The organism is Streptomyces sp. NBC_00510 (assembly GCA_036013505.1).
Taxonomy (GTDB): domain Bacteria; phylum Actinomycetota; class Actinomycetes; order Streptomycetales; family Streptomycetaceae; genus Actinacidiphila.
Genome location: CP107851.1, coordinates 2,339,725 through 2,363,560 on the forward strand (window position 1 = coordinate 2,339,725; position 23,836 = coordinate 2,363,560).

Annotated in this window: 13 protein-coding genes and 5 pseudogenes; 12 read left to right on the top strand and 6 right to left on the bottom strand. The window is 68.6% G+C overall.

Going from position 1 to position 23,836, the window contains the following annotated elements; genetic code table 11:
* Window positions 1–25 precede the first annotated feature (25 nt).
* Complete coding sequence (locus OG937_10340) at window positions 26–886, bottom strand: hypothetical protein (protein WUD72067.1); 861 nt, start codon at window positions 884–886, stop codon at window positions 26–28.
* Window positions 887–1,118: 232 nt separating this feature from the next.
* Between OG937_10340 and OG937_10345 the strand changes: the two genes are divergently transcribed.
* The 7 genes and pseudogenes from OG937_10345 (at window position 1,119) to OG937_10375 (ending at window position 11,656) form a co-directional block, all read left to right on the top strand.
* Window positions 1,119–1,682 (top strand): hypothetical protein, encoded by a 564-nt coding sequence (locus tag OG937_10345; protein ID WUD72068.1) that lies wholly within the window; start codon window positions 1,119–1,121, stop codon window positions 1,680–1,682.
* A gap of 63 nt (window positions 1,683–1,745) precedes the next feature.
* Window positions 1,746–2,075: a hypothetical protein gene (locus OG937_10350; GenBank protein ID WUD72069.1), complete on the top strand. Its 330-nt coding sequence runs from the start codon at window positions 1,746–1,748 to the stop codon at window positions 2,073–2,075.
* Between the two features lie 130 nt (window positions 2,076–2,205).
* The gene (locus tag OG937_10355; GenBank protein WUD72070.1) at window positions 2,206–2,640 is read left to right on the top strand and encodes a hypothetical protein; all 435 of its coding nucleotides are present in this window, start codon (window positions 2,206–2,208) and stop codon (window positions 2,638–2,640) included.
* Between the two features lie 283 nt (window positions 2,641–2,923).
* The gene (locus OG937_10360; protein WUD72071.1) at window positions 2,924–4,936 is read left to right on the top strand and encodes a TerD family protein; all 2,013 of its coding nucleotides are present in this window, start codon (window positions 2,924–2,926) and stop codon (window positions 4,934–4,936) included.
* A gap of 121 nt (window positions 4,937–5,057) precedes the next feature.
* Window positions 5,058–7,490, top strand: coding sequence for an AAA family ATPase (locus OG937_10365; protein ID WUD72072.1), 2,433 nt, complete (start codon window positions 5,058–5,060; stop codon window positions 7,488–7,490).
* A 119-nt stretch (window positions 7,491–7,609) separates the two neighbouring features.
* Complete coding sequence (locus tag OG937_10370; protein WUD72073.1) at window positions 7,610–7,975, top strand: hypothetical protein; 366 nt, start codon at window positions 7,610–7,612, stop codon at window positions 7,973–7,975.
* Between the two features lie 329 nt (window positions 7,976–8,304).
* A pseudogene (locus tag OG937_10375) lies at window positions 8,305–11,656 on the top strand (ATP-binding domain-containing protein).
* A gap of 487 nt (window positions 11,657–12,143) precedes the next feature.
* On the opposite strand, the gene OG937_10380 reads toward OG937_10375, so the two are convergent.
* Complete coding sequence (locus tag OG937_10380) at window positions 12,144–14,654, bottom strand: hypothetical protein (GenBank protein ID WUD72074.1); 2,511 nt, start codon at window positions 14,652–14,654, stop codon at window positions 12,144–12,146.
* 285 nt (window positions 14,655–14,939) lie between these two features.
* Window positions 14,940–15,455, bottom strand: coding sequence for a DUF3293 domain-containing protein (locus OG937_10385; GenBank protein WUD72075.1), 516 nt, complete (start codon window positions 15,453–15,455; stop codon window positions 14,940–14,942).
* 186 nt (window positions 15,456–15,641) lie between these two features.
* On the opposite strand from OG937_10385, the gene OG937_10390 reads away from it, so the two are divergent.
* The 3 genes and pseudogenes from OG937_10390 (at window position 15,642) to OG937_10400 (ending at window position 18,383) form a co-directional block, all read left to right on the top strand.
* Window positions 15,642–15,794 (top strand): hypothetical protein, encoded by a 153-nt coding sequence (locus OG937_10390; GenBank protein WUD72076.1) that lies wholly within the window; start codon window positions 15,642–15,644, stop codon window positions 15,792–15,794.
* Between the two features lie 88 nt (window positions 15,795–15,882).
* Window positions 15,883–16,314 carry a hypothetical protein gene (locus OG937_10395; protein ID WUD72077.1) on the top strand — a complete coding sequence of 144 codons (432 nt, stop codon included), beginning with the start codon at window positions 15,883–15,885 and terminating at the stop codon, window positions 16,312–16,314.
* A 678-nt stretch (window positions 16,315–16,992) separates the two neighbouring features.
* Window positions 16,993–18,383: pseudogene (locus OG937_10400) on the top strand (IS1380 family transposase).
* 130 nt (window positions 18,384–18,513) lie between these two features.
* On the opposite strand, the pseudogene OG937_10405 reads toward OG937_10400, so the two are convergent.
* The 3 genes and pseudogenes from OG937_10405 to OG937_10415 form a co-directional block, all read right to left on the bottom strand.
* Window positions 18,514–18,744 (bottom strand): annotated as a pseudogene (locus OG937_10405) (transposase).
* A gap of 17 nt (window positions 18,745–18,761) precedes the next feature.
* Entirely contained in the window at window positions 18,762–19,847 is a 1,086-nt protein-coding gene (locus tag OG937_10410; protein WUD72078.1) for an IS110 family transposase, read from the bottom strand.
* A gap of 222 nt (window positions 19,848–20,069) precedes the next feature.
* A pseudogene (locus tag OG937_10415) lies at window positions 20,070–21,076 on the bottom strand (IS256 family transposase).
* A gap of 378 nt (window positions 21,077–21,454) precedes the next feature.
* On the opposite strand from OG937_10415, the pseudogene OG937_10420 reads away from it, so the two are divergent.
* Window positions 21,455–21,676 (top strand): annotated as a pseudogene (locus OG937_10420) (transposase family protein).
* A gap of 238 nt (window positions 21,677–21,914) precedes the next feature.
* Window positions 21,915–23,729, top strand: a complete 1,815-nt coding sequence (locus OG937_10425) for a restriction endonuclease (GenBank protein WUD78696.1) — start codon at window positions 21,915–21,917, stop codon at window positions 23,727–23,729.
* Window positions 23,730–23,836 lie beyond the last annotated feature (107 nt).

The window sequence follows — 23,836 nt, forward strand, 5'->3', positions numbered from 1 at the left end:
GATGGAACCGGGATGGGGCAGGTGGTTATGAGCCGTCGGTGCCCGTGTGGTCGGCGAGTCCGAGCGCTGGTGCGCCGAAGAGTTTCTGCGTATCGGTCAGTTTGCGCGCGCGCTGAGCGGCGGCCTGCCGATGTTCGGCGTCATCCGCAGCGTGGACCTCGGATTCCGTGGTGGCGGCGCGGATGACCCGTTCGGGGTCGGCGGCACCGAAGCCTTCGTGGGCTCCGGGTACGTTCTGCGCGAAGCGGTGCAGGAGCCGCCAGGCGGCGTCCGATGGCTGCTCGCCGGTCGCCTGGATGCGCTGGATCTGCTTGGCGACCTTGACGGCTTGGGTGAGGAAGTCGGTGCGCGGGCCGAGCGGCCCGACGATGCGCTGTTCCAGTGGCCAGGTGGACAGGGCGAGGAGCCCTCTGGCAGGGGTCAGCCGGTCGTGGGTGAGGGCCGCGCAGATGTAGTAGGGGCGCGCGTAGGCCTGTGCGGCGAAGGAGCGCTCCTCGTCACGTCGCAGTGACGCCAGGCGGGTGGTGACGATCGTGTCGGCGAAGAACGCCTCGTGAGCGGCGGAGATCAGTTTGGGAGCGGCGCTGGCGCCGAGGACGGTGAGCGCCTGGTGCACCTGCTCACGCACGGGGATCACGCCGCCGACGGCGCGGGCGAGGGTCCTTGCCGGAGCGTCCGGTCGTGGCCGCAGCGGGGTTTCGGCCTGCGGCGCCGCGCCCGGGCCCGCTGCCTCAGCGTCCAAAGCGTCGTTCCACGCCTGCTCCACGTCGCTCAGTTCACGTCGGGCCTTCGTCGCGGCGGCCTTGTCGCCCGCGCGCGTTGCTTCGCGCAGTGAGGCACGCAGGTCCGTCATCCGCTGTTCGAGTGCTTCGAGTGACTCGGGCATGACGGCAGCATAGCCCAGACTCCACTCGCTTCCAATGTTTTCCAAAGGGTTCCAAAGTTCGACCGGATGGCGCTACGCTCCTGGCAACCGCACGGCTCCAGCCCAACGGGCAGAGCCTGCGCACATCTTTGCCATGCGCCGTGTCAGGCCCCACCCTGCCGGCGGCCACAGCGCACTCCCACGCCCACTGGCGCCATTCGCGCTACCCAGGCCACTTCACCAAGGAACCGCCATGAGCTCTGCCATGCCTCCGTACCCGCCGAACCCGTCCACCCCGCAGTGGGCGACGCAGCACCCGACCGCCCATTTCCCGGCTCCGCAGCCGCAGGGCAAGCCCTCGCGGCGCAAGGCCTGGATCACCCACGGCGCGGTCGGAGTCGTCGCCCTATTCCTCGGCACCGCCGCGGGCGGCGGAGGCGCCGAAGCCGACGGCAACTCGGCCCCCGCTCCGGCCGCCACGGTGACCGCCACCACCAAGGCGGCCGCCGCCCCGGCCCCGACGGTGACCGTGACCGCCACCAAGACGGTGACCGCCAAGCCGCCCAAGCCCAAGGGCCCCGCCACCAGCGTCGCCGGGGACGGCGAGTACCTGGTCGGCAGCGACATGAAGGCCGGCACCTACCGCACCGCCGGCCCCGACGGCTCCCTGTGCTACTGGGAGCGCACCAAGGACTCCACCGGCGACTTCGACTCGATCATCGCCAACAACAACCTGCAGGGAAGCGGCCGGGTGACCGTCCGCAAGGGCGAGGTGTTCAAGACGACCGGCTGCCAGAAGTGGGCCAAGGTCGGCTGACCGCCCGACACCCGCTGCCCCCAAACCCCCGGCCATCACCCAAGCGAGAGGGAGAATCACAGCTTGACCGAGTCCGGCGAGCCCGAGCTCAACGTCTACTACCGGCACCTGGCCGCGCTGCTTCAGCGCAGCGACGAGGAGAACTTCCGCGCCCTTCTGGAACAGGCCCGCCGCGTCTCGCGGGGCGAGTACGAGACGGGCCTGTACGACCACCAGCAGGCCTTCCGGCTCCTGTGGCACCACCTGGACCGCAGCGGGTACCTGCGCCAGGCCCACCGCGACGCCCGTACCCGGCTCGCCACCGGCCGCGCCACGCCGGACGAGGCAGCCGAACTGGAGCTCTTTTTCACTGTCTACGCGCAAGTCCGCTCCGTCGCGGCCCGCACCGCCTGACCCCGCACGGAGCACCTTCCACGCCTAGCCATTCGTCCCGCCCAGTGGCGGGTGGCCCCGCGCCGCCCGCCACCCACCGGTCGCCGCAGCCGGCGTCCCACTTCACTCTTCCTTCGCAAAGGAACACCCGGTGACCCGAGACAAGATCATCGCCATCGCTGCCTGCGGACTGGCCGCCGCCTGCGGTACCGCGGCCGTGGTCGACCATCTGCGCACCCACTCCGCGCTGGACGCCGCCCGCCACAAAGCCGCCTCTGCCTCGCACCGTGCCGAGCAGGCCGCGGCCCGCCCGCCCAAGGTCGTCACCCAGACGATCACCAAGACCGTGGACAAGCCGGTCTTCGGCCGCTCAACTCTGCTCGGCAGCTACGCGGCCGGCGTCATCGCAGGCGGCGTCTACACCGACGACGGCACAGTGACGTTCACCGCCAGTGACACCACTTGCTCGCTGCAGTACTCCCAGATCTCCAAGGAACCCACCGGCGGCACGGTCCACCGCGACGACTTCATGAAGGCCTGCCTCACCAACGTCAACGACACCGCCAAGGCCGACCCCGCACCCTGACCCCGACGGCCCGCAAGCGGAGACGAAGCGTTCCCCTGAACGACACCCTGCGGGACGTCGCTCCGAAGTGGACGCAGGTCGGCTGACTGACGTCCTCCACCGCCGCGCGACATCTCGTTCGCCCGCCTCTCGCCAACACCCTCGGCTGACGAGTCCGCCGGTCGGAACCGCTCCATCGCGGGGGCGCCAACTGGGCACGTTCCTCTTCTGTACACCGTTCATCCACGACTTGCGCATACCTGATACACATTGGACGCAGCAGCACACGCGACAAGGACACCGCATGCACGAGATATCCAAGGGCGCCAACATCGGCCTGGCCACGCTCAGCGAGGACACCGGATCCATCCAGGTCGCCCTGGGCTGGACCGATCCCTCGGGGACCGGAGAAGCGGACGTGTCCGTGCTGCTCCTCAATGCGAATGGCAAGGTCCGCAGCGACGAGGACTTCTACTTCTACAACAACCCCGCCAGTGCGGACGGCAGTGTCCAGGTGCTCGGCTCGACGGCGACCGCGGACGGCAGCGAGGACCGCATCAGCCTCGACCTGACGGCCATCCCCGCCGACATCGAGTGCATCGTGGTCGCCGCCAGTCGGACCGGCAGCGCTCCGTTCGGCGAACTGGAGGACCTGCGGCTGACCCTGGCCGACGCGACCGGTGAGCCGCTTCTCCACTTCTCCATCAAGGACGCGAGCGTGGAGACCGCCTTCGTCTTCGGCGAGATCTACCGCCGCAACGGGGAGTGGAAGTTCCGGGCCGTCGGCCAGGGATACCACTCCGGCCTCGCGGGACTGGCCACCGACTACGGCATCCACGTCACGGAGGACGAGCCTGAGGCCGCCGCCCCGGAACCGGCCGTTGCCCTGATCCCCGCGCAGTCCGACGCCGCCAGGGCGCAGGACGACGCTCCGCGAGCACCGGAGCCGGCAGAGGCCGCCCGGCCGGCGGCACCGCAGCGGCGCGTACGGATCGCGAAGAAGAAGGTGACGCTGCCCGCAAGCCCCAAGAAGTCACTGGCCGAGAACGAGACCTGGCGGTCCGCCCGGCTGTTCCCGGTGCCGCAGCTCAAGAGCGACCGTGAGCGTGAGGTCCGCGCCACCTCGGTGCTGCTGTCCGTCATGGCGCAGGTACCGGAGTTCGGCCGCCGCCTGACCGCCGGGTTCAACGCCCCGGCCGGTGCTATGGAGACCTTCGTCGAGACCTCTTTCACGTACGGTGCAACCACGGTCCGCCCCGACGGCGTCATCCGGGCCTCCCGCGCCGGGAAGATCTGGACCGCGCTGGTCGAAACCAAGACGAATGGCAATCCGCTCAAGGACGAGCAGGTCCAGTCCTACATGGACATCGCGGGCCGCCGCGGCTACGAGGCAGTGATCACGCTTTCCAATGACGTGGCCCTGCCCGGCAGCCCTGTCGTCAACGTCAAGGTCGACGGCCGACGCAAGCACAAGGTCGCCCTGTGGCACCTCTCCTGGGCCGAGGTCGTCCACCAGGCCCAGATGCTCGTCCGCCACGAAGGCGTCGCCAACCTGGCCCACGCGTGGTTGCTCCAGGAACTCCTGCACTACCTCCAGCACGAGAACTCCGGCTGTCACGGCTTCCAGAACATGGGCACGGCCTGGGTGCCCCTCCGCAACGCCATCAGCGAGGACACCCTGGTCCGCGGCGACAAGCAGGCCGTGGAGGTCGTCGAGAGCTGGGAGCGTCTCATCCAGCAGGTCAGCCTCCGTCTCAGCGGCGAACTGGGCGAGAAGGTGTCCCCTGTACGCGCCAAACGCGGTACCGACCTTCAGGTCCGGCGCGCCGAACTCGCGGACCGCCTCGCCGACAACGGGCAACTGCACGCGGAGATCCACATCGAGAACGCGATCGGTACCCTCGCGATCACCGCCGATCTGCGCACCGGAAGGCTCCGCACTTCGATCGACGTGCCCGTGCCCGAGCAGGGCTACCCCCTCTCCTGGGCCAAACGCCTGGTCCGCCAGCTTGCCGAGGCGCCCGCCGACCTGCACGTCGAAACGCTGCTCGCCGAGGGTCAGGGGGCCGGGCCGCGCGGCACCCTGGAGAAGCTGCGCCCCGAACCCGGCGACCTGCTGCCCAAGGACTCCGCTCAGGTCAAGGGCTTCCGGCTCACCCTCTCGAAGACCATGGGCAACACCCGCGGCAACGCCGAAAGCGGCTTCATCCGCAGCGTCGACACCGCCGTGGACCGCTTCCACTCACATGTCATCACCCACCTGGGGCTCCCGGCACCGCGTCGTGGCGCGCAGCGCACGGGCCCCACGGACGGCTGACCCCGCACGACCCTCCGTCGCCATACTCCGGTCGCCTCGCCCTCCTCGTGTGCTCCGCGGGGGGCGATCAGCCGACCCCGAAAGCCATCTCGCCGCCGGACCGCGCCCACAGGAGACCGTCGTGACCACCCCACCCCCGGAGCAGCCCTCCGGCGCAACTCAGCCCGAAGCCAATTCCGCCGAAGCACCCCCTTCCCTGCGCGACCTGATCCGGATCCGGCTGGCCGGTTCCTCCCTCGCCCCCGAGGCCCAGGCACTGCTGCTCGAATGCCTTGGTGAGGAAACGACCTCCTCGAGGGACCGCGCGTCGCGCGCCTACCTCCAGTCGGTCACCGTCAGCGGCTTCCGCGGAATCGGCCGCACCGCCCGGCTCCCGCTCAAGCCCGGCCCCGGCCTGACTCTGGTCGTCGGCCGCAATGGCTCCGGCAAGTCCAGCTTCGCCGAGGCCATCGAGATCGCGCTCACCGGTGACAACGCGCGCTGGAAGACCAGGTCCGACATCTGGCGGCGCAGCTGGCGCAACCTGCACGAGGGGAACGACCCGCAAGTCGCCGTGGAGCTGCTGGTCGAGGGTGACACCGCGCCCAGCACCGTCTACCGCGCCTGGACCGGTCAGGACGTCGCCGAGTCGCATGCGGAGTGGGAGCGGCCCGGCCACGAATCCGCGCCGCTGACCGCACTGGGGTGGGAGCGGGACCTCGCCCATTACCGGCCGTTCCTCTCCTACTCCGAGCTCGGCGCGCTGATCGGCGGCAAGCCGAGCGAGATGTACGACGCGGTGGCGGCCATCCTCGGGCTGGAGCAGCTCGCGGGAGCCGACAAACGGCTGATGGACCAGTCGAAGGAGCTCGACGGCGCTCTCAAGCAGGCTGCTGCTGAACTTCCTGCGCTGATGGCGGAGTTGGGTTCCGTCGATGACCCGCGCGCCGCGGCGGCCGTATCGGCGCTGAGCGGGCGTACGCAGGACTTCGACAAGGCCGCGGCGCTGGTGGCCGGACAGTCTGCCGTCGACGGTGACGCCCTCGCCGGACTGCGCCGCCTCGCCGATCTGACCGGTCCCGACCTCGCCGCGGTCGACGCGGCGGTGGCTCGGCTGCGCGAGGCGGCCGCGGGTGCCGAGGACGCACGGGCCACCTCGGCCGAGGACTCCTGGCAGCGTGCGGAGCTGTTGTCCGCGGCACTGGACCATCATCGCCGCCGCCCCGCCCGCCCCGACTGCCCGGTCTGCGGCAGCGAGGGCCGGATCGACGGCCGTTGGGCGGCGGCCGCCGCCGAGCAGGTCGATCGTTTGCGCGAGGAGGCCGAGGACGCCCGTGCCGCCCGCCGCGAGCTGAGTGACGCCGCCGCGGCCTTGCGGAACCTGGTCGTGCCTCCCCCGGCTTGGCTGCCACCCGACCTCTCCGACCTGTGGCGCGCATGGGCCGGCTGCCGCAGCCTCACCGAAGCGAGGGCCGCCGAGCTGGCATCGCGCGCCGAGGCCAGCGCCGCCGCGCTGGCCGACGCCTGTCGCCTCACCTCCCAGCAGGCCGCCAAGCAGCTCGCGGAGCACGACGAGGAGTGGCGCGGCCACGCCGCCCGCCTCGCGGCCTGGCTGGAACGGGCCCGCACCGCGGAGGCCGGCCGCCCTCGCCTGAACCAGGTGAAAGCGGCCCGCAAATGGCTCAAGGACGCTCACGACGAGTTGCGCGCCGAACGGATGCGGCCCATAGCGAATGGCGCGCAGGCCACCTGGGCCGCGCTTCGGCAGCAGAGCAACGTCAGCCTCGGACCGGTGCAGCTCGGCGGTACCGGCACCCAGCGCCGCGTCGTCCTGGACGTCTCCGTCGACGACATCGACGCCCCCGCTCTCGGTGTGATGAGTCAGGGCGAGCTGCACTCCCTCGCGCTGTCCCTCTTCCTGCCCCGCACCACACTCGCGGAGAATCCCTTCCCTTTCCTGGTCATCGACGACCCTGTCCAGTCCATGGACCCTGCGAAGGTCGAGGGCCTGGCCACGGTCCTGTCCGCGCTCGCCCTGGAGCAGCAGGTCGTCGTCTTCACACATGACACCCGCCTCCCCCAGGCCTTGAAGTACCTGCGGCTGCCCGCCACCGTCCTGGAGGTCGTACGGCGCGAGCGGTCCGTCGTCCAGGTGAAACAGGGAGACGAACCGGTGAAACAGGCCCTGTACGACGCGAAGGCGCTCACGAAGGCCCGCAACATGCCTCCCGAGGTCGTCTCCCGGGTGCTCCCGGGCCTGTGCCGCACCGCACTGGAGGCCGCTTTCCTGCCCGCCGCCCGCCGTCGGCTGCTCCGCAGCGGCCGCGACCATGCCTCTGTCGAGCGGGAGATCTCCCGTGCGCACAAGCTGACCGAGCTCGCCGGTCTGGCCATGTACGGCGACCGGGCCCGCAGCGCCGACGTGCTCCGTGACCTCGAACGCGCCTACGGCAGCTGGGCCGCAGAACTGATCCGGCTATGCAACCGCGGCTCTCACGAAGCCGTACCAGTCCCCGATGTCGACGAGTTGATCGATGAGACCAAGCGGCTCGCCGGGAAGGTGCAAGAGCTGTGACCACCCCGACACCGAGGTTTTCGCCCACCCATCGACCGGCGCCCTCGGCCGTACCTCAGCCGACGCCGCCGCGACCAGCGCAGCCCAGCCCTGCCGCCGCGGCGCTCCCCACCTCCCCCATGGACCTCCTGTCGAGCACCGACCGGCTGCTCGGCTCTGCCCAGGTCACCAACTCCACAACTGGCGTCTGGCCGCGCGCCGCCGCTCTCCTGCTGCGCCTGGCCCTCGAGGAGGGACTGCGGCAGTACTGGCGCACCGTCCGCCCCGAACTGGCCCGCTGCCCGACGCACGCGCAGGCACTCTGCCTTGAGTCGTACACAGGCGCTGAGCTCGCCCGCCGCTGGTCCGCCGTCTGGTCCGGCCTCAGCAAGGCCTGCCACTACCACTCCTACGAACTCTCCCCCACCGCTGGTGAGCTGCGTGCCTGGCGCGACGAAGTGGCCGCACTGCTGGGCGCGCTTACACGGAAGGAGTCTCAAGGATGACCGAGTTCAGCGGCTGTGCCTGCGTCAGACGCAGGCACACTCCATAGGCGTACGTATGCCGAACCGACCTTATGGGTCTGCCATTTCCGCCGCAGGGTACCGCGCACAGGAGAGATCGCCCGCCAAGCACTCACGCACATGACGTCCAGGCACGGGATCGGCCCCACCCACGCCCAGGTCCGCACCAGGCGGGCGGAGGTCGGGGAGCTGGTCCAGGCATTGGCCGCCTGACTGCTTGCTACCAGCTGGTCTCTGATAGTTCTTTCGCCGGGGTACGGGCAATAGCCCGGTGCGGCACCTGGGGAGGTGCTGCAAGGGAGGGGATGTACATGGGAACCACCACGCGCAGCGAGATCATCACCGAAGAACAGAAGGCGGTGGACCGCGCCTACGACTGCTACGCCGAGCGGCTGGCCGAACTAACCGGAGGATCGGTCGCCTCGGCATCCGCCAGTGGCAAGGACAGTGTGTCCAACCGTCTCGCGGCTGAGGAGCGGGCCGCCGACTACGGCGGACTCGGTAATGAATCACTCGTCATCAGCCGCATCGATGAACGGTGCGCTGACGGTGGCGAACCCGACACCTGGTACGTCGGTCGCCGTGCCGTCTCCGACGTCCACACCCGTGACGCCGTCGTCGTCCTGTGGACAAGCCCGCTCGCGAAGAAGTGGTACGAGGCGCAGCCCGATGCTCCAGGGGATGTGCTCCTCCGCCGGCAACTGCGTTGCACGGAGCATGTCGTCGATGACTTCTTCGACGAGATCGCCGTCCCCGGCCTGAGGCCCGCCACAGGTGACGCCGGTCCGGTCACCGATGGGGTCACCGTTGCACAGCAGGAGGACAAGGCAGGCAAGCCCGCTCTCACTCCGACCGACATCGCCGGCCTCCACCGGCGAAAGCCGCAGCAGCCGGACGATTTCCTCCTGCGCGAGCTCCAGCGCTCTCGCAGCGGCAGCATGCGGGACATCGTCGAGACCATACGACGCGACCAGATGGCTTTGGTCACCGGATGGCCCTCCGACATCCTGGTGGTGCAGGGCGGTCCGGGTACCGGAAAGTCCGCGGTCGGTCTCCTGGCTCGTCAACAATGAGCACTTCAAGGCGCAGGAAGTCCTCGTTGTCGGCCCCCATCAGCGGTTCCTGGACTACGTGAGCCGGGTCCTGCCCACCCTCGGCACCCGGAACGTCAACGCCGTGCAGATGACCCGCCTGTGGGAAGGCGAGATCCTCGGCACTGACTCGCCGTGGGCTCGGGCTGTGAAGTCCGACGAGCGCATGGCGGCCGTCCTGCGGCGGCGCGTGGAGATCGAGTGCCGACCTGAGGCCGTCGACGAGTTCACCAGCACCCCCTCCTACGAAGGGGCCAAGCCGGAGGTCACCGTCTCGGTCGGCAGCACCACCCTGCGTATCCCAGGGCCCGAGGTACTCGCCCTCCTCGAGGACGTGCGCGAGAGCGACGGCTCCTACCGTGAGCGCCGCGACCGCTTCCGCAGCCTGCTCGTCGACCGCCTGCTGCAGGAACTCGTCGCCGTCGCGCCGCGCCGCAGCCGGGACGACACGATCCGCCGCGATCTTGAACGCAACCGCCAAGTCGAGCGCCTGATCGAGCGCGTCTGGCCGTCACCGGGCGCCAGGGAGGCGTTGCGCACCCTCTACGACTCGCAAGACCTCTTGCGCACCTGCGCCGAGGGCATTCTCGACGAGGAAGAACAGGCCTCTCTGCACCGTGCCCGGGCTGAGAAGGCCGAGACAGAACCCTGGACCCTCGACGACCACGTCTGCCTCGAAGAACTGCAGTACCTCATCACTGGGGAGACGCCGCAACGGTACGGGCACATCGTCTGCGACGAGGCACAGGACCTCACGCCCATGCAGGCTCGCTCACTGCGCCGGCGTTCCGCCGTGAACGGCTCCATGACGGTCCTGGGCGACCTCGCCCAGGCCACCGGCCCCCACGCCTACACCGACTGGGACCGCCTCGGCGACCTCCTCTCCGATCACGGCGACTGGCACGTCGCCGAGCTGAACACCAGCTACCGCGTGCCCGCCGAGATCATGGACTTCGTCGCGCCCCTGGCCCGCACGATCGCACCCACGCTGCCCCATCCACAGGCGGTACGGGAGGCCGGAGCGGACGCCGTACGGACGATGGCGACCGAGCCGTGGAAGCTCCTCGACGAGACAGTCGCCCAGGTCACTCGTCTCGTCGGGACCAGCGACGGGAACATGCTGCGTTCCGTCGCTGTCATCGTTCCCGACGATTCGGGCTGGCTGGACGAGATCGGCCTCCGCCTGGACCAGGCCCACGGCATCACCGCCCAAGAACGTGAGGCGGTGTCCGTCCTGGCTGCCGCTCAGGCCAAGGGCATGGAATACGACCACGTGCTCGTCGTCGAACCGGCCACCATCGCCGACCGCGGCCCGGCCGGACTGCGCCAGCTCTACGTCGCCCTCACCCGCAGCACCCAGAGCCTCACTGTCCTCCACTCCTCCCCCCTCCCGGAGTCGCTCACGAACAGCGACGGCGCCACCAACCATGCGCCCGACGAATCCCCTGCGCAGGGCACGGGCGACGTGCCCGACATCGGCACGGACATACGAGTCCGGGTGATCGGCACAGGACCCGGCGGCCGCTACAAGGTCAAGGCTCTGTCCCCCGCCGTCCAGGGCCCCCTCTTCCTGACCGTCCGCCACGGCTCGGTTCCTCCGCGCCCTGGCGATGAACTGGACTGCTGGGTGTTCGCCCACGAGACCAATCACTCGGTACTCACGGCCGATCCGCGCGGCCGCCAGCCCATCTCACGCCGGATGGCGGAACGCTATGTGCCGGCCCTCGGAGTTCTCGACGAGCTGATCAGCGGCGCCGACGCCATCCCGGAGAACGCCCGCGATCACCTCTCCGAACTCAAGGGGATGGCCAACCGCATCCTGCGCCGTGACCAGGCGGACTGGGTGGACGTGCAGCGCATCCTCGGCTCCCCGGACCGTCATCGTCTGCGACTCCTGCGCGACCTCGCGGGACGCACCAACCGCGCGCTCAAGGACGACGACCTGGACCTGACCCAGCTCCAGAACGAGCTGACCCGCTCCGGCTGGGCGCAAGCCCTGGCCGACGCCCGGGAAACGCTCCAGCACCGACTGGCCGCCATGGTCGAACCGGAATCCGAGCAGGCGCCCGCCCCCGCTGAGCAGCACCCCGATCCGAAGGAAGCCGAGTCCGTGACCACCGTCGATGACACCCCTGCGACACCGGCAGCACCCGCTAAGGATCTCCTGCACGCGCTGGAGGCCGCGGCGGCCGAGGACCGCGCCTGCAAGAAGCACGAAGCGGTCCGCCACGCCCTGATGTCGGCCCTGCTGTGGGCCGACCTCCTGCCGACCGACTCCCCGGTCATCGATGTCAGCCGCGTCGCCGACGACGGCCACTTCCTCTACGAGGTCCTCGGTGCCGGCCGCTCCACCTACGCCGACCTCCGCTCGGGAGCCACCCGCCTCCTGGAGATCAACCACACCCTGTCGACTCCTGCCGACCGCCTCTACCTGGTCCTCTCGGAGCCGCCCGCCGAGGACTGGTCGGGCGACGCCGTGCACGGCGTCTTCGGCGTCCACGTCATATGGCGCACGCGGGACAGCTGGGGCGGCCAGGAGGCGGAAACCGCCCTGGGCGCCGGCCAGGGATGAACCTAGGCGGAGATGCGCCGGCCCATGCATGTGACAGCGCCAAAGACGAAGGACTTGCGCACCAACCATCACCCCCGGAGGAAGATCGCAATGGGGATGTACCCCATGCCCACACCCAAGACCTGTCCAGGCTGCGGACGGTCCCTCCAGGAACCGCCCGCAGCGCTGAGAGTGGCTGTGAAGGGCTTTCCCGCCGAAGTTGCCTATGGGACGAACCCCGTGTGCGGTGCCCGCTGGCACGTGTGGGACAAGACATCCCCCCTCCGCATGCTCGCGCAGCAACACGTCGATGCGGCCGGTCTCTCTGAGACAGCGTCGTAGCCATACTGCGACCGCGGCGTCAGCGCCGCCGGGTACGGTGTCGAACATGACGATGCCGATCTCGTTTCCCGGACGCCAGCGCAGCGCACCTTCGGAGGCTAGCTTCCTACAGGGGCAGTGATCTTATTGAGCCGGGAGGTAGCTCCTCAATGCCTCCCGGTATCCGTCAACAGGTGAGGTCTTTGATGCGTGCCCGGGTTCTTTGGGCCTGGTCGGGTCGGTCGAGGGCGTAAAACAGGGTCGCGGTCAGCTCAAGGTCGGAGATCAAGGAGGCGGTGTGCATGCCGGGATCGGTCTCGGCGAGGCGTTCGCGCAGCGGGACGGCCCGGCCGACGGCGCCGAGAGCTTCCAGGGGACGTGCATCGGCGAGCAGGTAGACAGCGAGATCGTGGTGGAGTTGGGCGAGCCAGAGCAGGTAGGGGTGGTCGGTTTCGTTTTCGATCGGGCCGAGCAGATCGATGGCGTGCCGGGCCAGATGGATCGCGTCCTTGGTTCGGCCGCAGCGGTGCAGTGCGAGGGCCCCTCGGCAGTGGATCATGGCGCGTGCGTGTGGGTCCTCGGGGACGGCCTTGGCGCTGCGAGTAAAGGACTCGATGGCGTCCTGCGCAGCACCGATGTCCAGCTGGAGTCCGCCCAGATCGCCAAGGGCCATGCCCAGTTGGAGGGGCTCGGTTCCCGGGTGCGTCTCAAGCACGGTAACGCGCAGTCGCGCGGCCTCGGCCGCGGTGGTCAGTTCGTCGGCCTGGGCACCGCAGTGCATCAGGGTTACCAGGGCTCTCAGCAGGTGCGCGTGGTGCGCGACCGGGTCGGCCTGCCACTGGCGGTGCAGGATCGCCGCGGCGCGGGACGCACAGGCGAAGGCCTCGGCGTTTTCCCTCAATCGGCCCTGGCTGACGGCGAGGTTGTGGAGCACGTCGCTCAGCTGGGTTTCCTGGTGCGGCGCGAGCGGTGCGTGACCGTCGTAGACCGCGACGGCTTCGCGGAAGTTTTCGGCGGCCTGCCGGTGGCGGTTGAGTCGGGCCAGGGCGACGCCGACGAGGTACAGGGCGCTGCCGCGGCCGATGCTGTCGGCGGGCCACAGCGCGTTGGCCCGGGCGGCCGCGGCGGCAGCCTCCTCGGGGCGGTCCAGGCCGAGTAGGCGGTTGGCAAGGGTGTTCCAGGCGTGCGCCAGGCCACCGGGGACGTCGGGGTTGTCGTCGCCCGCGTCGGCGAGCGCGGTCCACAGGCCGACGGCGGCACGGCTGGCCTGTTCGGCCTCTTCCGCGCGTCCGACACTGGCCAGGCAGGTGGCCAAGGTCTCCTGTGCGCGGGCATGTACGGCGCTGCCGTGGTCATATGCCGAGGCAACGGACACGTGGTGCTCGGCGATGGGCAGGGCTTGGTCCTGTGCCCCGATGCGCAGGCAGAGTTCGGCATACACGCCCAGGGCGTGGCAGTAGGGAGGTGCCCAGTCGGGATCGGCGGCGGCCAGTTGTCGGTAGGGCGTCAGGGCGAGGGCTACGGCGGTGGCCGCGTCACCAACGCGGGTGAGGTCAGCCAGGCGCCCGTGCAGGGTCATGAGCTGGACGGCCAGTTCCTCCAGCCATGGGGCGGGGGCGTGCTCGACGATGGTGGCGTAGGCGGACAGGAGTCCGTCGACCGTGGTGTCGTCCCAGTCCTCGGAGTCGCCCGGGTGGTCCAGGATGCGGCGGCTGTGCAGCCACAGCGCCAAGAGCTGGAGGAAGGAATTTTCCGTCCGGTCTGCCGCCTCGAGGGCCTCGGCGGCCAGCGCGAGGGCTTCATCGTGTTCTTTGGCGTCGGCCAGCAGGTCGGAGGTCAGCTCCAGGGCCGTCACCAGCGTCCCAAGGTGCGGGAGGGAGGAGGAGGCGGCGATGCGCAGCAAGTCCAGGCACTGGCGTCCGGCGGCCACGGCATCGTCGAGGCGGTCCAGGAGTGTCAGGGCGCGGATGCGCAGCCAGTGGGCGTAGGCGAGATCGGGCAGTGTCCCGTCGCGGTATGGTGCGAAGTCGGCCATGGGGCCGAGCACGCCGACGGCTCGGTCGGCGGCGGTGAGGGCATCGGTGGCCGTGTCGGGCTGCTCGAGCAGCATGTCGGCCAGACGGATGCAGGTGATGGCTACGTTGCCTTCGAATCCGGAGGAAGCGGCGGCGCAGCGCTCGTAGGTGGCCAGCGCCTGCCGGCGTATCTGGATGCCGTCCTGGAGTTGGCCGAGTTCGCCGAGGCAGCCGCCCAGGTCGAGCAGGGCCCGTGCGTACAGGGCGAGGCCGTCCAACGCCTCGCGGTCCGTGGCAAGGCGATCGGTGTTGATCTCGGGGGCAGCACAGGGGCCAAGCAGTGTGACGCATTCCCGCAGTGGCACGACCGCGTCGCCGGGGCGGCCGGCTTCGGCCAGAGTGGCGGCCAGGATGCCCAGGGCGTTGGCGAACTCCAGCGGGTCACGCTGGCGGTGGAGGCGCAGCAGATCCACAACGAGCTCGCGGGCCTGCAGGTACTCGTCGCGGGCACCAAGTCTGTCGAACGCCAGCGACAGATCGATGGCGTGGTCCACCGAGACCGGCAACGCGGCGGGCAGGAGCGGCAGCGGCTGCTGCACGGGTACACCAAGTGCGATCGCACGCTGTTCCAGCGCCGAGGCCCGGTCGGCGAAGGCAACAAGGTCCGTTTCCAACGAGTGCATGGTCGGCTCCAATCAGGGATCTGAACAAAGAGGAAGGCTCGAGTCCGGGGGCGCACGTGGCGAATGGCGAAGCAGGTGAGCTCCGGCGAAACTGGCGGCCTTCCACAGGGGAGAGACGGCCGTCGGTACCGAGGCAGCTAAGAGCAGCAGCAACGGTGCTCTCGCACTGTGGGGCGTCGGCGCGAAGGTAGAAGCGAGGGGCGCCAGGAGCTGGCAAGGGCAGCCGCAGCACGTTCTGTTCGGGGCGCAGGCGTCGCGTTCGCGGGAACGACCGATATCCGGGGTCTACCTGGCAGGCCACCGGGTGAACCGGCGGGATGCCGGCTCGAGGATGGCGGCGTGCCAGCCAGCGCTGACCGAGTCGTGGGCCGTGTCGGCGCAGGCCAGCAGTCGCCACGAGGATGGTGACCAGGCGAACACGGCGTCCTGGCCGAACCTCCGGCCCAGCGCCCGGGCCTGTGCGTCGTCCATGCCGACCACCGCTGCGCTGATCTCGGCATGGGAGTCGTCCAGGTCGCCTCCGACGGCCGGCCACCGCTGCAGCCCGCGAAGACTGATGTGATGCAGCAGCTCGTGCTGCGCCCGGAGGTTGGCCTGCGCGGTGGCGTTGCGCCCGCCGGGGTTGAAGGCTGTGACGATGTGGATCGTTTCCGCGCTATGGAGCGGGTACGGGAGGCCCGACACACCACCTGTGGAGCGTGTGACGCGAATGCTGTGCGCGGGGAAGGCGATGTCCACGACTGCGTGCAGATAGTGCGACCACGGCGTGAACTGCTGGGTGAAACGAGCAACGGCAGGCACAAGGGTCTCCTTCGAAAGGGGACCCCCTTACCTGCCGGCAGGGAGATCTACGGGCTCCCGCTGATGCGGGACTATCACAACCGTCAGGTGTTGAGCGCCTGACGATCACAACGTTGCCACACGGCCGTGTCCGAAGTCCAGTGACTGCCCGAAAAGAATGATCGCCATTGGTACACACCCGCGGCCATGGCGTTACTACGGGCGCCGGCGCAGTTCCTTCCCCAGTTGCCCGCCGAGAACGTGAAGTCGCAGCGGAAGAACCGCTTCGCCGAACTCTCCGGCGCCGAACTCGCCCGGCTGGCGCAGGCGATAGATCCGAGCGCCTACGCGGCAGGATGATGCGCGTTAGTGTCCGCGCCCTCCGATAGGTTGCTCGCCTGCCAATACCCGGCGCGGAAAGACGCAAAGAGACGAGAGGAAAACCTCCTTGCCCGACCACGAGAGCACCGGCGCCATGCCAGGTCCGAAGGCCCACGAACTGGCCCGGTTTTACCTCGACACACTCGAAGACCTCATGGACCCCAAGGAGTACACGGACCTGCGCGTCCTTACTTTCACCCTGCTCGAGGCAATGACCGAGCCCATCAGCCCGGACGATCCCCCCTCCAAGCGCTACCTGGACATCGACCTGACCCCGGCCGTCCACGATGAGTGGCTGACCATCATGGGCATCCTCGGCAGCGGCCGCATGGACCAGCGGATCGTCGAGGTCGGCGACGGCTCCCGCACTGTCGTGGACAGCGAGACCGCCGACGACCCCGAAGCTCTGCGCACCTTCTGCGCCCAGGTACGAGAGCGGAACCGGCTACGCCAGGAAGAACGGGACGCCCTCAAGGGGATAGAGGCCGCCTCCACCTGAGATGCGCCGATCCCCAGCCCGCGCTCTCCGGCACGCGAGGACCGGATACCGGCCCTGGAAGCAGTCGACGGTGCCGAAATCCGCCGACCGGGAACGCACCACTGCCGTTTCTCATCGCGCGCAGCCGACGCAGTGGCCGTTCCACCTGCGCGCGGCGGTGGACATCGCCACCCTGCCCACACCATACGCATGGCCACCAAGCTCCACCTGGCGGTCAAATAGGCGCTGCCGGTCGCTGCTGATCACGGCCGGGCAGCGAAGCCTCCCTGGGGCCTCCGTGCTCAGGTGCCACGTTGGTGATGGCGGACGTACGTCATCCCGGCCCAGTACGTTGCTGCCGACGAGGCGGGCGAGGTCGTAGTCGTGCCGGAAGGCAGCGACTGCCTCCGAGGACGCCTCCCAGTCGATCTTCCTCAGGTGCCCGCGGACACCGTGCTTGCGGAGCAGGTGCTCCGGGAGTTCTCCACCGTCCGGTTCGTCGTGATGAGGCCGGGGCGCCGACGGGGTCCAGCACAGCAGGTCCACCTTCGGTTCCCCGGCGCGCGCTGGATGTCTGAACCCCGATCCACCGGCCGGTGATCGGTTCGGGGTGGGGGGAATGCAGAGAGGTGCCCGCTGAGCTGGGATGATGGGAGTTCTCACGCTTCCAGCAGGCCCAACCAGCAAGGCACCTCGTAGATGCAATCTTCCCATGCTCCGGCAGCGGTCTCGGCCGCGTTCGATGATCCGACTCTGGTGGCGTACGGCGGTCTGGAGTCGCTGGTCCGGCTGGCCGAGCGGTGCGGGCTGCCGAACCTGCTGGCCGAGCGGGTGCACCTGCCCGCATCCAGGGACGGGGTGGGCGCGTTCCCGGCCGCGAAGGCCATGGCGTTGATCGGCGGCATGGCGGCGGGCGCGGACAGCATCAACGACCTCGACCGATTGCGGCACGGCGTGATGGACCGCCTGTTCGCCGGCGTGCGCGCTCCTTCCACCCTCGGCAGTTTCCTGCGGGCCTTCAGCCACGGCCACGTCAAGCAACTGCACGCCGTCGCGAGGCGGTTGCTACCGCAACTGGCCGCGCACACCCCGCTGCTGTCCGGCGCGCACACCGTCGCCTATGTGGACATCGACGACACCATCCGCCGCACCTACGGCTACGCCAAGCAAGGCGCCGGCTACGGCTACTCCAAGGTCAAGGGTCTGAACGCGCTGCTGGCGGTGCTCTCCACGCCGCTGGCCGCGCCGGTGATCGCCGCAACCAGGCTGCGCAAGGGAGCTACCGCCTCGGTGCGCGGCGCGTCCTCCTTCGCCGCCAAGGCCCTGCGCACCGCGAAGGCGTGCGGCGCGAGCGGCTTGCTGGTCCTGCGGGCGGACTCCGCGTTCTACGCGAACGAGGTGATCGGCGCCTGCCGGGCCCTGGGCGCCCGGTTCTCCATCACCGCCCGCATGAACACATCGATCAAACGCGCGATCGCCACGATCGGCGAAGGAGCCTGGACGCCCATCAAGTACCCCAAGGCGATCTGGGACGAGGAGGGCCAGTGCTGGATCTCCGATGCGGAGATCGCCGAGGTCCCCTACACCGCGTTCACCTCCAAGCCGAAGAAGCAGCAGGTCAATGCCCGCCTGATCGTGCGCCGCGTGAAACGCCTCAACCCCGACGGTCACGTCCAGGGCCAGGGCGAGCTGTTCACGCTCTACCGCTACCACTGCGCGTTCACCGACTCCCCGCTCGGCCTCATCGACGCAGACAAGGACCACCGCCGCCATGCCATCGTGGAACAGGTGATCGCCGACGCGAAGAGCGGACCACACTGGCCCACCTGCCGTCCGGCGACTTCCAGGCCAATGCCGCCTGGCTCGCCCTGGCCGCGATCACCCAGAACCTGATACGCGCCATGGGCACCCTGGCCTCCGCGTTCCACGCCAAGGCCACCACCGGCACAATTTGGGCCCAGCTCATCACTGTCCCCGCCCAGATCGCCCGCTCAGCCCGTCGACTGACGCTCCACCTGCCCCAGAACTGGCCCTGGCAGGAAGCCTGGCAACAACTCGTCGCCACCCTGCACGCCCCACCGCACAGCTGACGCCCCATCCGACCCGCCCAAAAGGGCCAGAGACCTGTGGACATGTGGAAAAGCTGGGCAGACCAGGGTCGACCAGGGTCACGTCCGGTGGCGTGGTGTAACCGACGGCCACTCGGTGATCCGTTAAAGGTTAGGCAGTGAGGGCAGTTGGGGCCATTACCGGTCCGGCTTCTCCCTCGATCAGGTGAAGGCGGCAGCGGCCGAGGATCTCGGGCCTCATGTAGCGGCGCTGCTCGGCCCACTCGTCGCTCTGCTCGGCCAGGACGGCGCCGACCGGGCGGACGATGGCGTCGCGGTCGGGGAAGATGCCCACCACGTCGGTGCGGCGGTGGATCTCCTTGTTCAGACGCTCCTGGGGGTTGATGCCCCTATGGTTCGTCAAGCTGCTTGGGGTTGATCTGCGTAGGCGGGTGCTTCCTGTAAGCACTTGTAGATCTCACGGGCGATGTAGCGCTTCAGGCAACGGATGATCTCGCGACGGCTCTTGCCTTCCCGGGTGCGTCGTTCCAGGTAGGCCTGGGTGCGGCTGTCCCACCGCAGGCGGCTTTGGGTGATGCGGTAGAGGGCGGCGTTGGCTTGGCGGTCGCCCCCGCGGTTGAGTCGCCTGCGCTGGGTTTTGCCCGATGATCTCTCGACCGGGCTGACTCCGCACAGGGCTGCGAACGAGGCTTCACTGGTCAGTCGCTCGGGGTTGTCGCCCGCGGTGACGAGGAGAACGGCTGCGCTGTCGGGTCCGACGCCTTGGATTTCCAGGAATGCCGGCGCATGCAGCTCGATGGTGGCAGTGATGCGGCTGGTGAGCTCGCGGACCTCATCGCTGAGGTGCCGGATTCGGCTGGCGAGCAGCCGCAATGTGTATGCCACGGCCTCGTGTGGGCAGGCCGGGTCAAGGTTTGAGCATGCCTGGATGAGTTTGGGGTTGCTCAGTGGTGTCAGCTGTTCCCGAAGATCGGCCGGGGCCGTGACGAGGACGGCCTTGAGCTGATTTATGGCCTGCGTGCGAGCCTTGACCGCTGAATCCTTGGCCAGCTTGTAGGCTCGCAGGTCCTCCACGGGGCCGTCGCCGGATTTGGGGACGGCGGTCGCCCGGCCGCTGAGGACGGCGCGAGCGGCGGCCTCAGCATCGACCGGATCGCTCTTCCCATGCCGCCGGCGTGCAGACTTATCGGGCTGGTTGACCTCCGTGACCGTGATCTGTTCCCCGCGCAGGTGGCGTGTCAGGCCCGCTCCGTAGGAGCCGGTGCACTCCACTCCGGCCTTGTGAACCGGGCCTTGCGAGCGGGCCCAGGCGGTGAGCATCCGGTAGCCGGTCGAGTCGGCTGGGAATGCCTTGTGCTCGAGCAGGACCCCGGTGGTGGTGATCAGGGCCGCCACGTGGATGTCCTTGTGGGTGTCAACCCCCAAGATGATCTCAGGCCTGTTGATTGTGGGCACGACGGTGGCATGGACACTGGTCACGAGCATGGAAGTCCTTGATCGCATCGGAGAAGCACGGGCGACGCGGACTGCCTGTCAGAACTGTGATGGCGCCGTCGATGGCAAGGCCCCTATCGGGACATGACAGTCCGGCCGGATCGGAAAGCGACCGCTCCCGTGTCGCGGTCGGCAGATCAATCCGTAGGCACGGGTGCCAGTTAGACCACGGGCCAGGCCGGGACACGGGAGCGACGCCCGGCAATTCTCACAGTTGGACCAGATCTGCTTCCACACCTCGCGGGGGTAGGCGGTGAAGGCGAGGAGGTCCTCGCGGGCGGCTTCCAGGTGCTCGGCGGCCTTGGGGAACTTATCGTCGAGGGCGGCGATGGCCTTGGCCATCTGGGCGCGCACGGCGTCGGCGTCGGGCTGCTCGAAGACGGTCCGCAGCAGGGTGGCCACCCAGGGTTGGGCGCTCTTGGGACCTGGGAGAGCAGGTTGCGGGCGTAGTGGGTGCGGCAGCGCTGCCAGGCCGCCCCGGGCAGGGCGGCGCCGATGGCGTTGACCAGGCCGACGTGGGCGTCGGAGACCACGAGCTGCACGCCGGTCAGGCCGCGGGCGGCCAGGGAGCGCAGGAAGGCCAGCCAGCCTGCGCCGTCCTCGCTGCTGGCGATGTCGATGCGGAGGATTTCGCGGTGTCCGTCGGCGTCGACCCCGACCGCGACCAGGGCGTGGACGTTGACCACCCTCCCGCCCTCGCGGACTTTCTGGGTGAGCGCGTCGACCCATACGAAGGTGTAGGGACCGCCGTCCAGTGGTCGGTTGCGGAACTCGGCCACCCGGGCGTCGAAGACCTTGGCCATCTCGGAGACCTGCGACTTGCTCAGCTGGGTGACACCCAGGGACTCGGCGAGTTTCTCCACCCGGCGGGTGGACACGCCCAGCAGGTAGCAGGTGGCCACCACGGAGATCAGGGCCTGCTCGGAGCGGCGCCGGCGCTCCAGCAGCCAGCCGGGGAAGTAGGAGCCGGAGCGGACCTTGGGGATGGCCAGGTCGATGGTGCCGACCCGAGTGTCCCAGTCCCGATGCCGGTAGCGGTTGCGGGAGTTGATGCGCTCTTCGCTCGGCATGCCGTACTCGGCGCCGCAGGCGGCATCGACATCGGCGGACATCATCGCCTCGGCGAAGGTCTTCACCATCTGGCGAAGAAGGTCGGGACTCGCCGAGGCGAGGTTCTCCTCCAGCATGGTGGCGAACGGCAGACTGTGCGGTGCGGTCATCGTGCTCTTCTCCTTCGTGACTTGGTCGTCTTGAAGGATCAGCCGATGGCCGTCTTGCTTGTACGCGACACACGTGCACACGGAGCAACTCCACCCTCACGGGGAGCTACCCGCTACACCACATCCCTGGACGCAACCCAGACCAGCGGCTACCCCACGCCCTCCACCCGCTGACCCGCCCGAACCCCAGGTAAATGATCACCCGGACACCAAGCCGGTGGATCGGGGCTGAGCCTTTCAGCCTGGCCGCCGAATCGGCTGACTGCGGCGGGGTACTCGGACAGACAGCCGCAACGCACGAGGCTCCCATGCCGCTGAGGGGGTGTTCGAAGTCGCAACGCATCGGCGTGGGAGCCTCGTTGGTCCGCTGCACTCGCGATGCCGCACGCTCTGGTCGAGTGGGGCACCATTCTTATCGCCATCCGCGAGGGTGACCGGCGCTGCAAGCTTCCGCCGCACCAGCGTGCGCTGGTCGCCCTGGTGTACCTGCGTCGTCACGACACCGTCGCCAGCATCGCGGACAGCTTCGCAATAATGTCGGCCACCGCCCACACCTACGTCACAGCCGTCGTTGGCCTCCTCGCCGACCGGCCCCCGGGGAACTTCGTCCCCGGCAGGGACTTTTAGCGCCGGTTCACCCTTGCCGTCACAGCCCTGCGCATCGAGGCATGCGATACCTACCATTGCTCTTCATCCTGGCCGGGCACGGCCATGACAGCCGGCAGTTGCTCGCATCGCCCGCGCCGGCGCCGACGGGAGCCCCCTGACGAATTCATTGCTACACCTGATGACTACACTCTGCTCGCCAAACTTTCACTTACGGAGGGGCGTTGTGGTCATGTTCCACCAGGCCGACACCACGGCAGAAGAAGAGACGTCGGACAGCGGGACGCGGCCCGACACGCCTCCGGCTCCCCGCCCGGTGCCCGACTGGCAGGCTGCGGAACACAACGCGCTCGCGTGGGTCAGGTGGCTTGGCTTTCCGCAGGCGGAGCCGACCCGCGATGGCTCCGACGGGGGACTGGACATAGCTGGCCCGGGAATATACGGCCAGGTGAAGTTCCACGGGAAGGCTGTTCCGCCCAACCTGGTACAGCAACTTTTCGGGGCACGCGGTTTGAACAGTGGCGAGATGCTCTTCTTCGCCAATTCCGGGTACACCGCTGCCGCGATCGCTGCCGCAGACCGGCTGGATGTCGGCTGTTTCACTTACTCTCCCGCAGACGGGATGATTGAGCCCGCGAACCGCTACGCGGCCGAACTGATGGAACGTGCGATTTCCCCGGAAGCCGAGGATGAGCGCGAGGTGCGGGCTGAGGAGGAGAGGCAGAAGAAGGAAAAGAAGAAGCAGAAGAAATTGGCCAAGAAGCGGAAGAAGATCCAGCGGAGCGCCGAAGCCGGCGAAGTGGTGATGGGTGAGGTGGCGGGCAAGGTCGCCACCATCGCCGCGGTCGCCGACCCCGGGCTGTCAAGCGACGAGCGGCGCAAGCTCCTGGCAGATCTGGACAAGGAACAGCTGGACCTGCTGGTGGCCTGTCTGCTGATCCGTGACGGATTCAATCCCTCGCGCTCCCGAACGATAATGGCCGACGGATTCCAGGGTGTGACCGCCTATTGGGCGGAACACCCTGACATTGAAGTCCTCGAATCGGAGAGCGGCGAGAAATTCGAGCCACTCTCGGTGACATGCTTGACTGCCTCCATCGGCCAGGAGGAGGCCTTGCGAGAGCTCTCCGAACTCTTCGACGAAGGGCTGTGGACGGAGCTTCACACGCATGACGGTGTGGTAGTTCCCATGGCTGGGGGATGGCTCGCTCCAGGGGCGCCCATGCCGCACTTCAAGGTTGAAGTCGATGCCACCCGCCTCCGTTTCACCGGGAAAACGGACTACACGACGGTGGACCTCTCCGTGTATGCGAACAGGCTCATGGTCACCACCCTCCCGCTCGACAGCACAACCCGCGCTCGGATCGCTCGGCAGCAGCACGTGTTCCTCGTCGATCTGGACGTGCTCGACCATTGGTGCCGCGAGGGGTTGTCGCTGATCACCGAGTACAAGTCGGCGCCGTCGCCCGGTACGAAGGCCGTCGGCCGCATCACCGGATTCGAGTTCAAGGCCCTGCCGGCCGACTCGTCGTGGCACCTTGCGCTGGGTGCGCGGCAGATTGTCGCCGCGGAACTGGACGAGGACTCGTTCGGACAGTACCTGTGTGCCCTGCTGATCCGGGACGGATTTATGGTGATGTCACACCAATCGGGTAGTTCACGTGGAGTTTTCACGGTGCAGCTGCCGGAGTCCGCGTCCGCCGGAGAACTCCTCGGAGTGGTCAGCTATAGCAAGTCCTATGGCATGGGCCGCACCGACATGGCGGACCCGGAGCGCGTCGATGAGGCCGCGCGAGATCACATCGCGGAGATGCCAGATTTGTCAGACAGTCTGTCCGGGGTGGGCGGAATTCTCAGCCTGTGGATGCACGTAGCCGACAGCGCGATTCCGTCGCACCTACATGACGAAGTGGGAATGCCGGAGGGCGTCATGCTGCTGGAGGCCGGGGGGCTCGCCGCGTGGGGCGAGATGCGTCTGCAGGTGACCGTCGACGTCATCGGTGACGGCAAGGGGAAGATCGACCTACAGCTGGTGCCCGTGGCGTGATCGCCTCCAGGGGGCCTTAACCTCGATCTTGCATGAGGGTCCATCAGCTCGCTGATGGACCCTCATGTAGGGTCGGGGGCTAGCGCGGTGGCGGAGTACATCCGCTC

Bases quoted from the DNA above. Each gene is read 5' to 3' on its own strand.
- OG937_10340 (WUD72067.1), bottom strand. From the start codon at position 886: ATGCCCGAGTCACTCGAAGCACTCGAACAGCGGATGACGGACCTGCGT.
- OG937_10345 (WUD72068.1), top strand. From the start codon at position 1,119: ATGAGCTCTGCCATGCCTCCGTACCCGCCGAACCCGTCCACCCCGCAG.
- OG937_10360 (WUD72071.1), top strand. From the start codon at position 2,924: ATGCACGAGATATCCAAGGGCGCCAACATCGGCCTGGCCACGCTCAGC.
- OG937_10370 (WUD72073.1), top strand. From the start codon at position 7,610: ATGGACCTCCTGTCGAGCACCGACCGGCTGCTCGGCTCTGCCCAGGTC.
- OG937_10380 (WUD72074.1), bottom strand. From the start codon at position 14,654: ATGCACTCGTTGGAAACGGACCTTGTTGCCTTCGCCGACCGGGCCTCG.
- OG937_10390 (WUD72076.1), top strand. From the start codon at position 15,642: ATGGCGTTACTACGGGCGCCGGCGCAGTTCCTTCCCCAGTTGCCCGCC.
- OG937_10410 (WUD72078.1), bottom strand. From the start codon at position 19,847: ATGCTCGTGACCAGTGTCCATGCCACCGTCGTGCCCACAATCAACAGG.
- OG937_10425 (WUD78696.1), top strand. From the start codon at position 21,915: ATGTTCCACCAGGCCGACACCACGGCAGAAGAAGAGACGTCGGACAGC.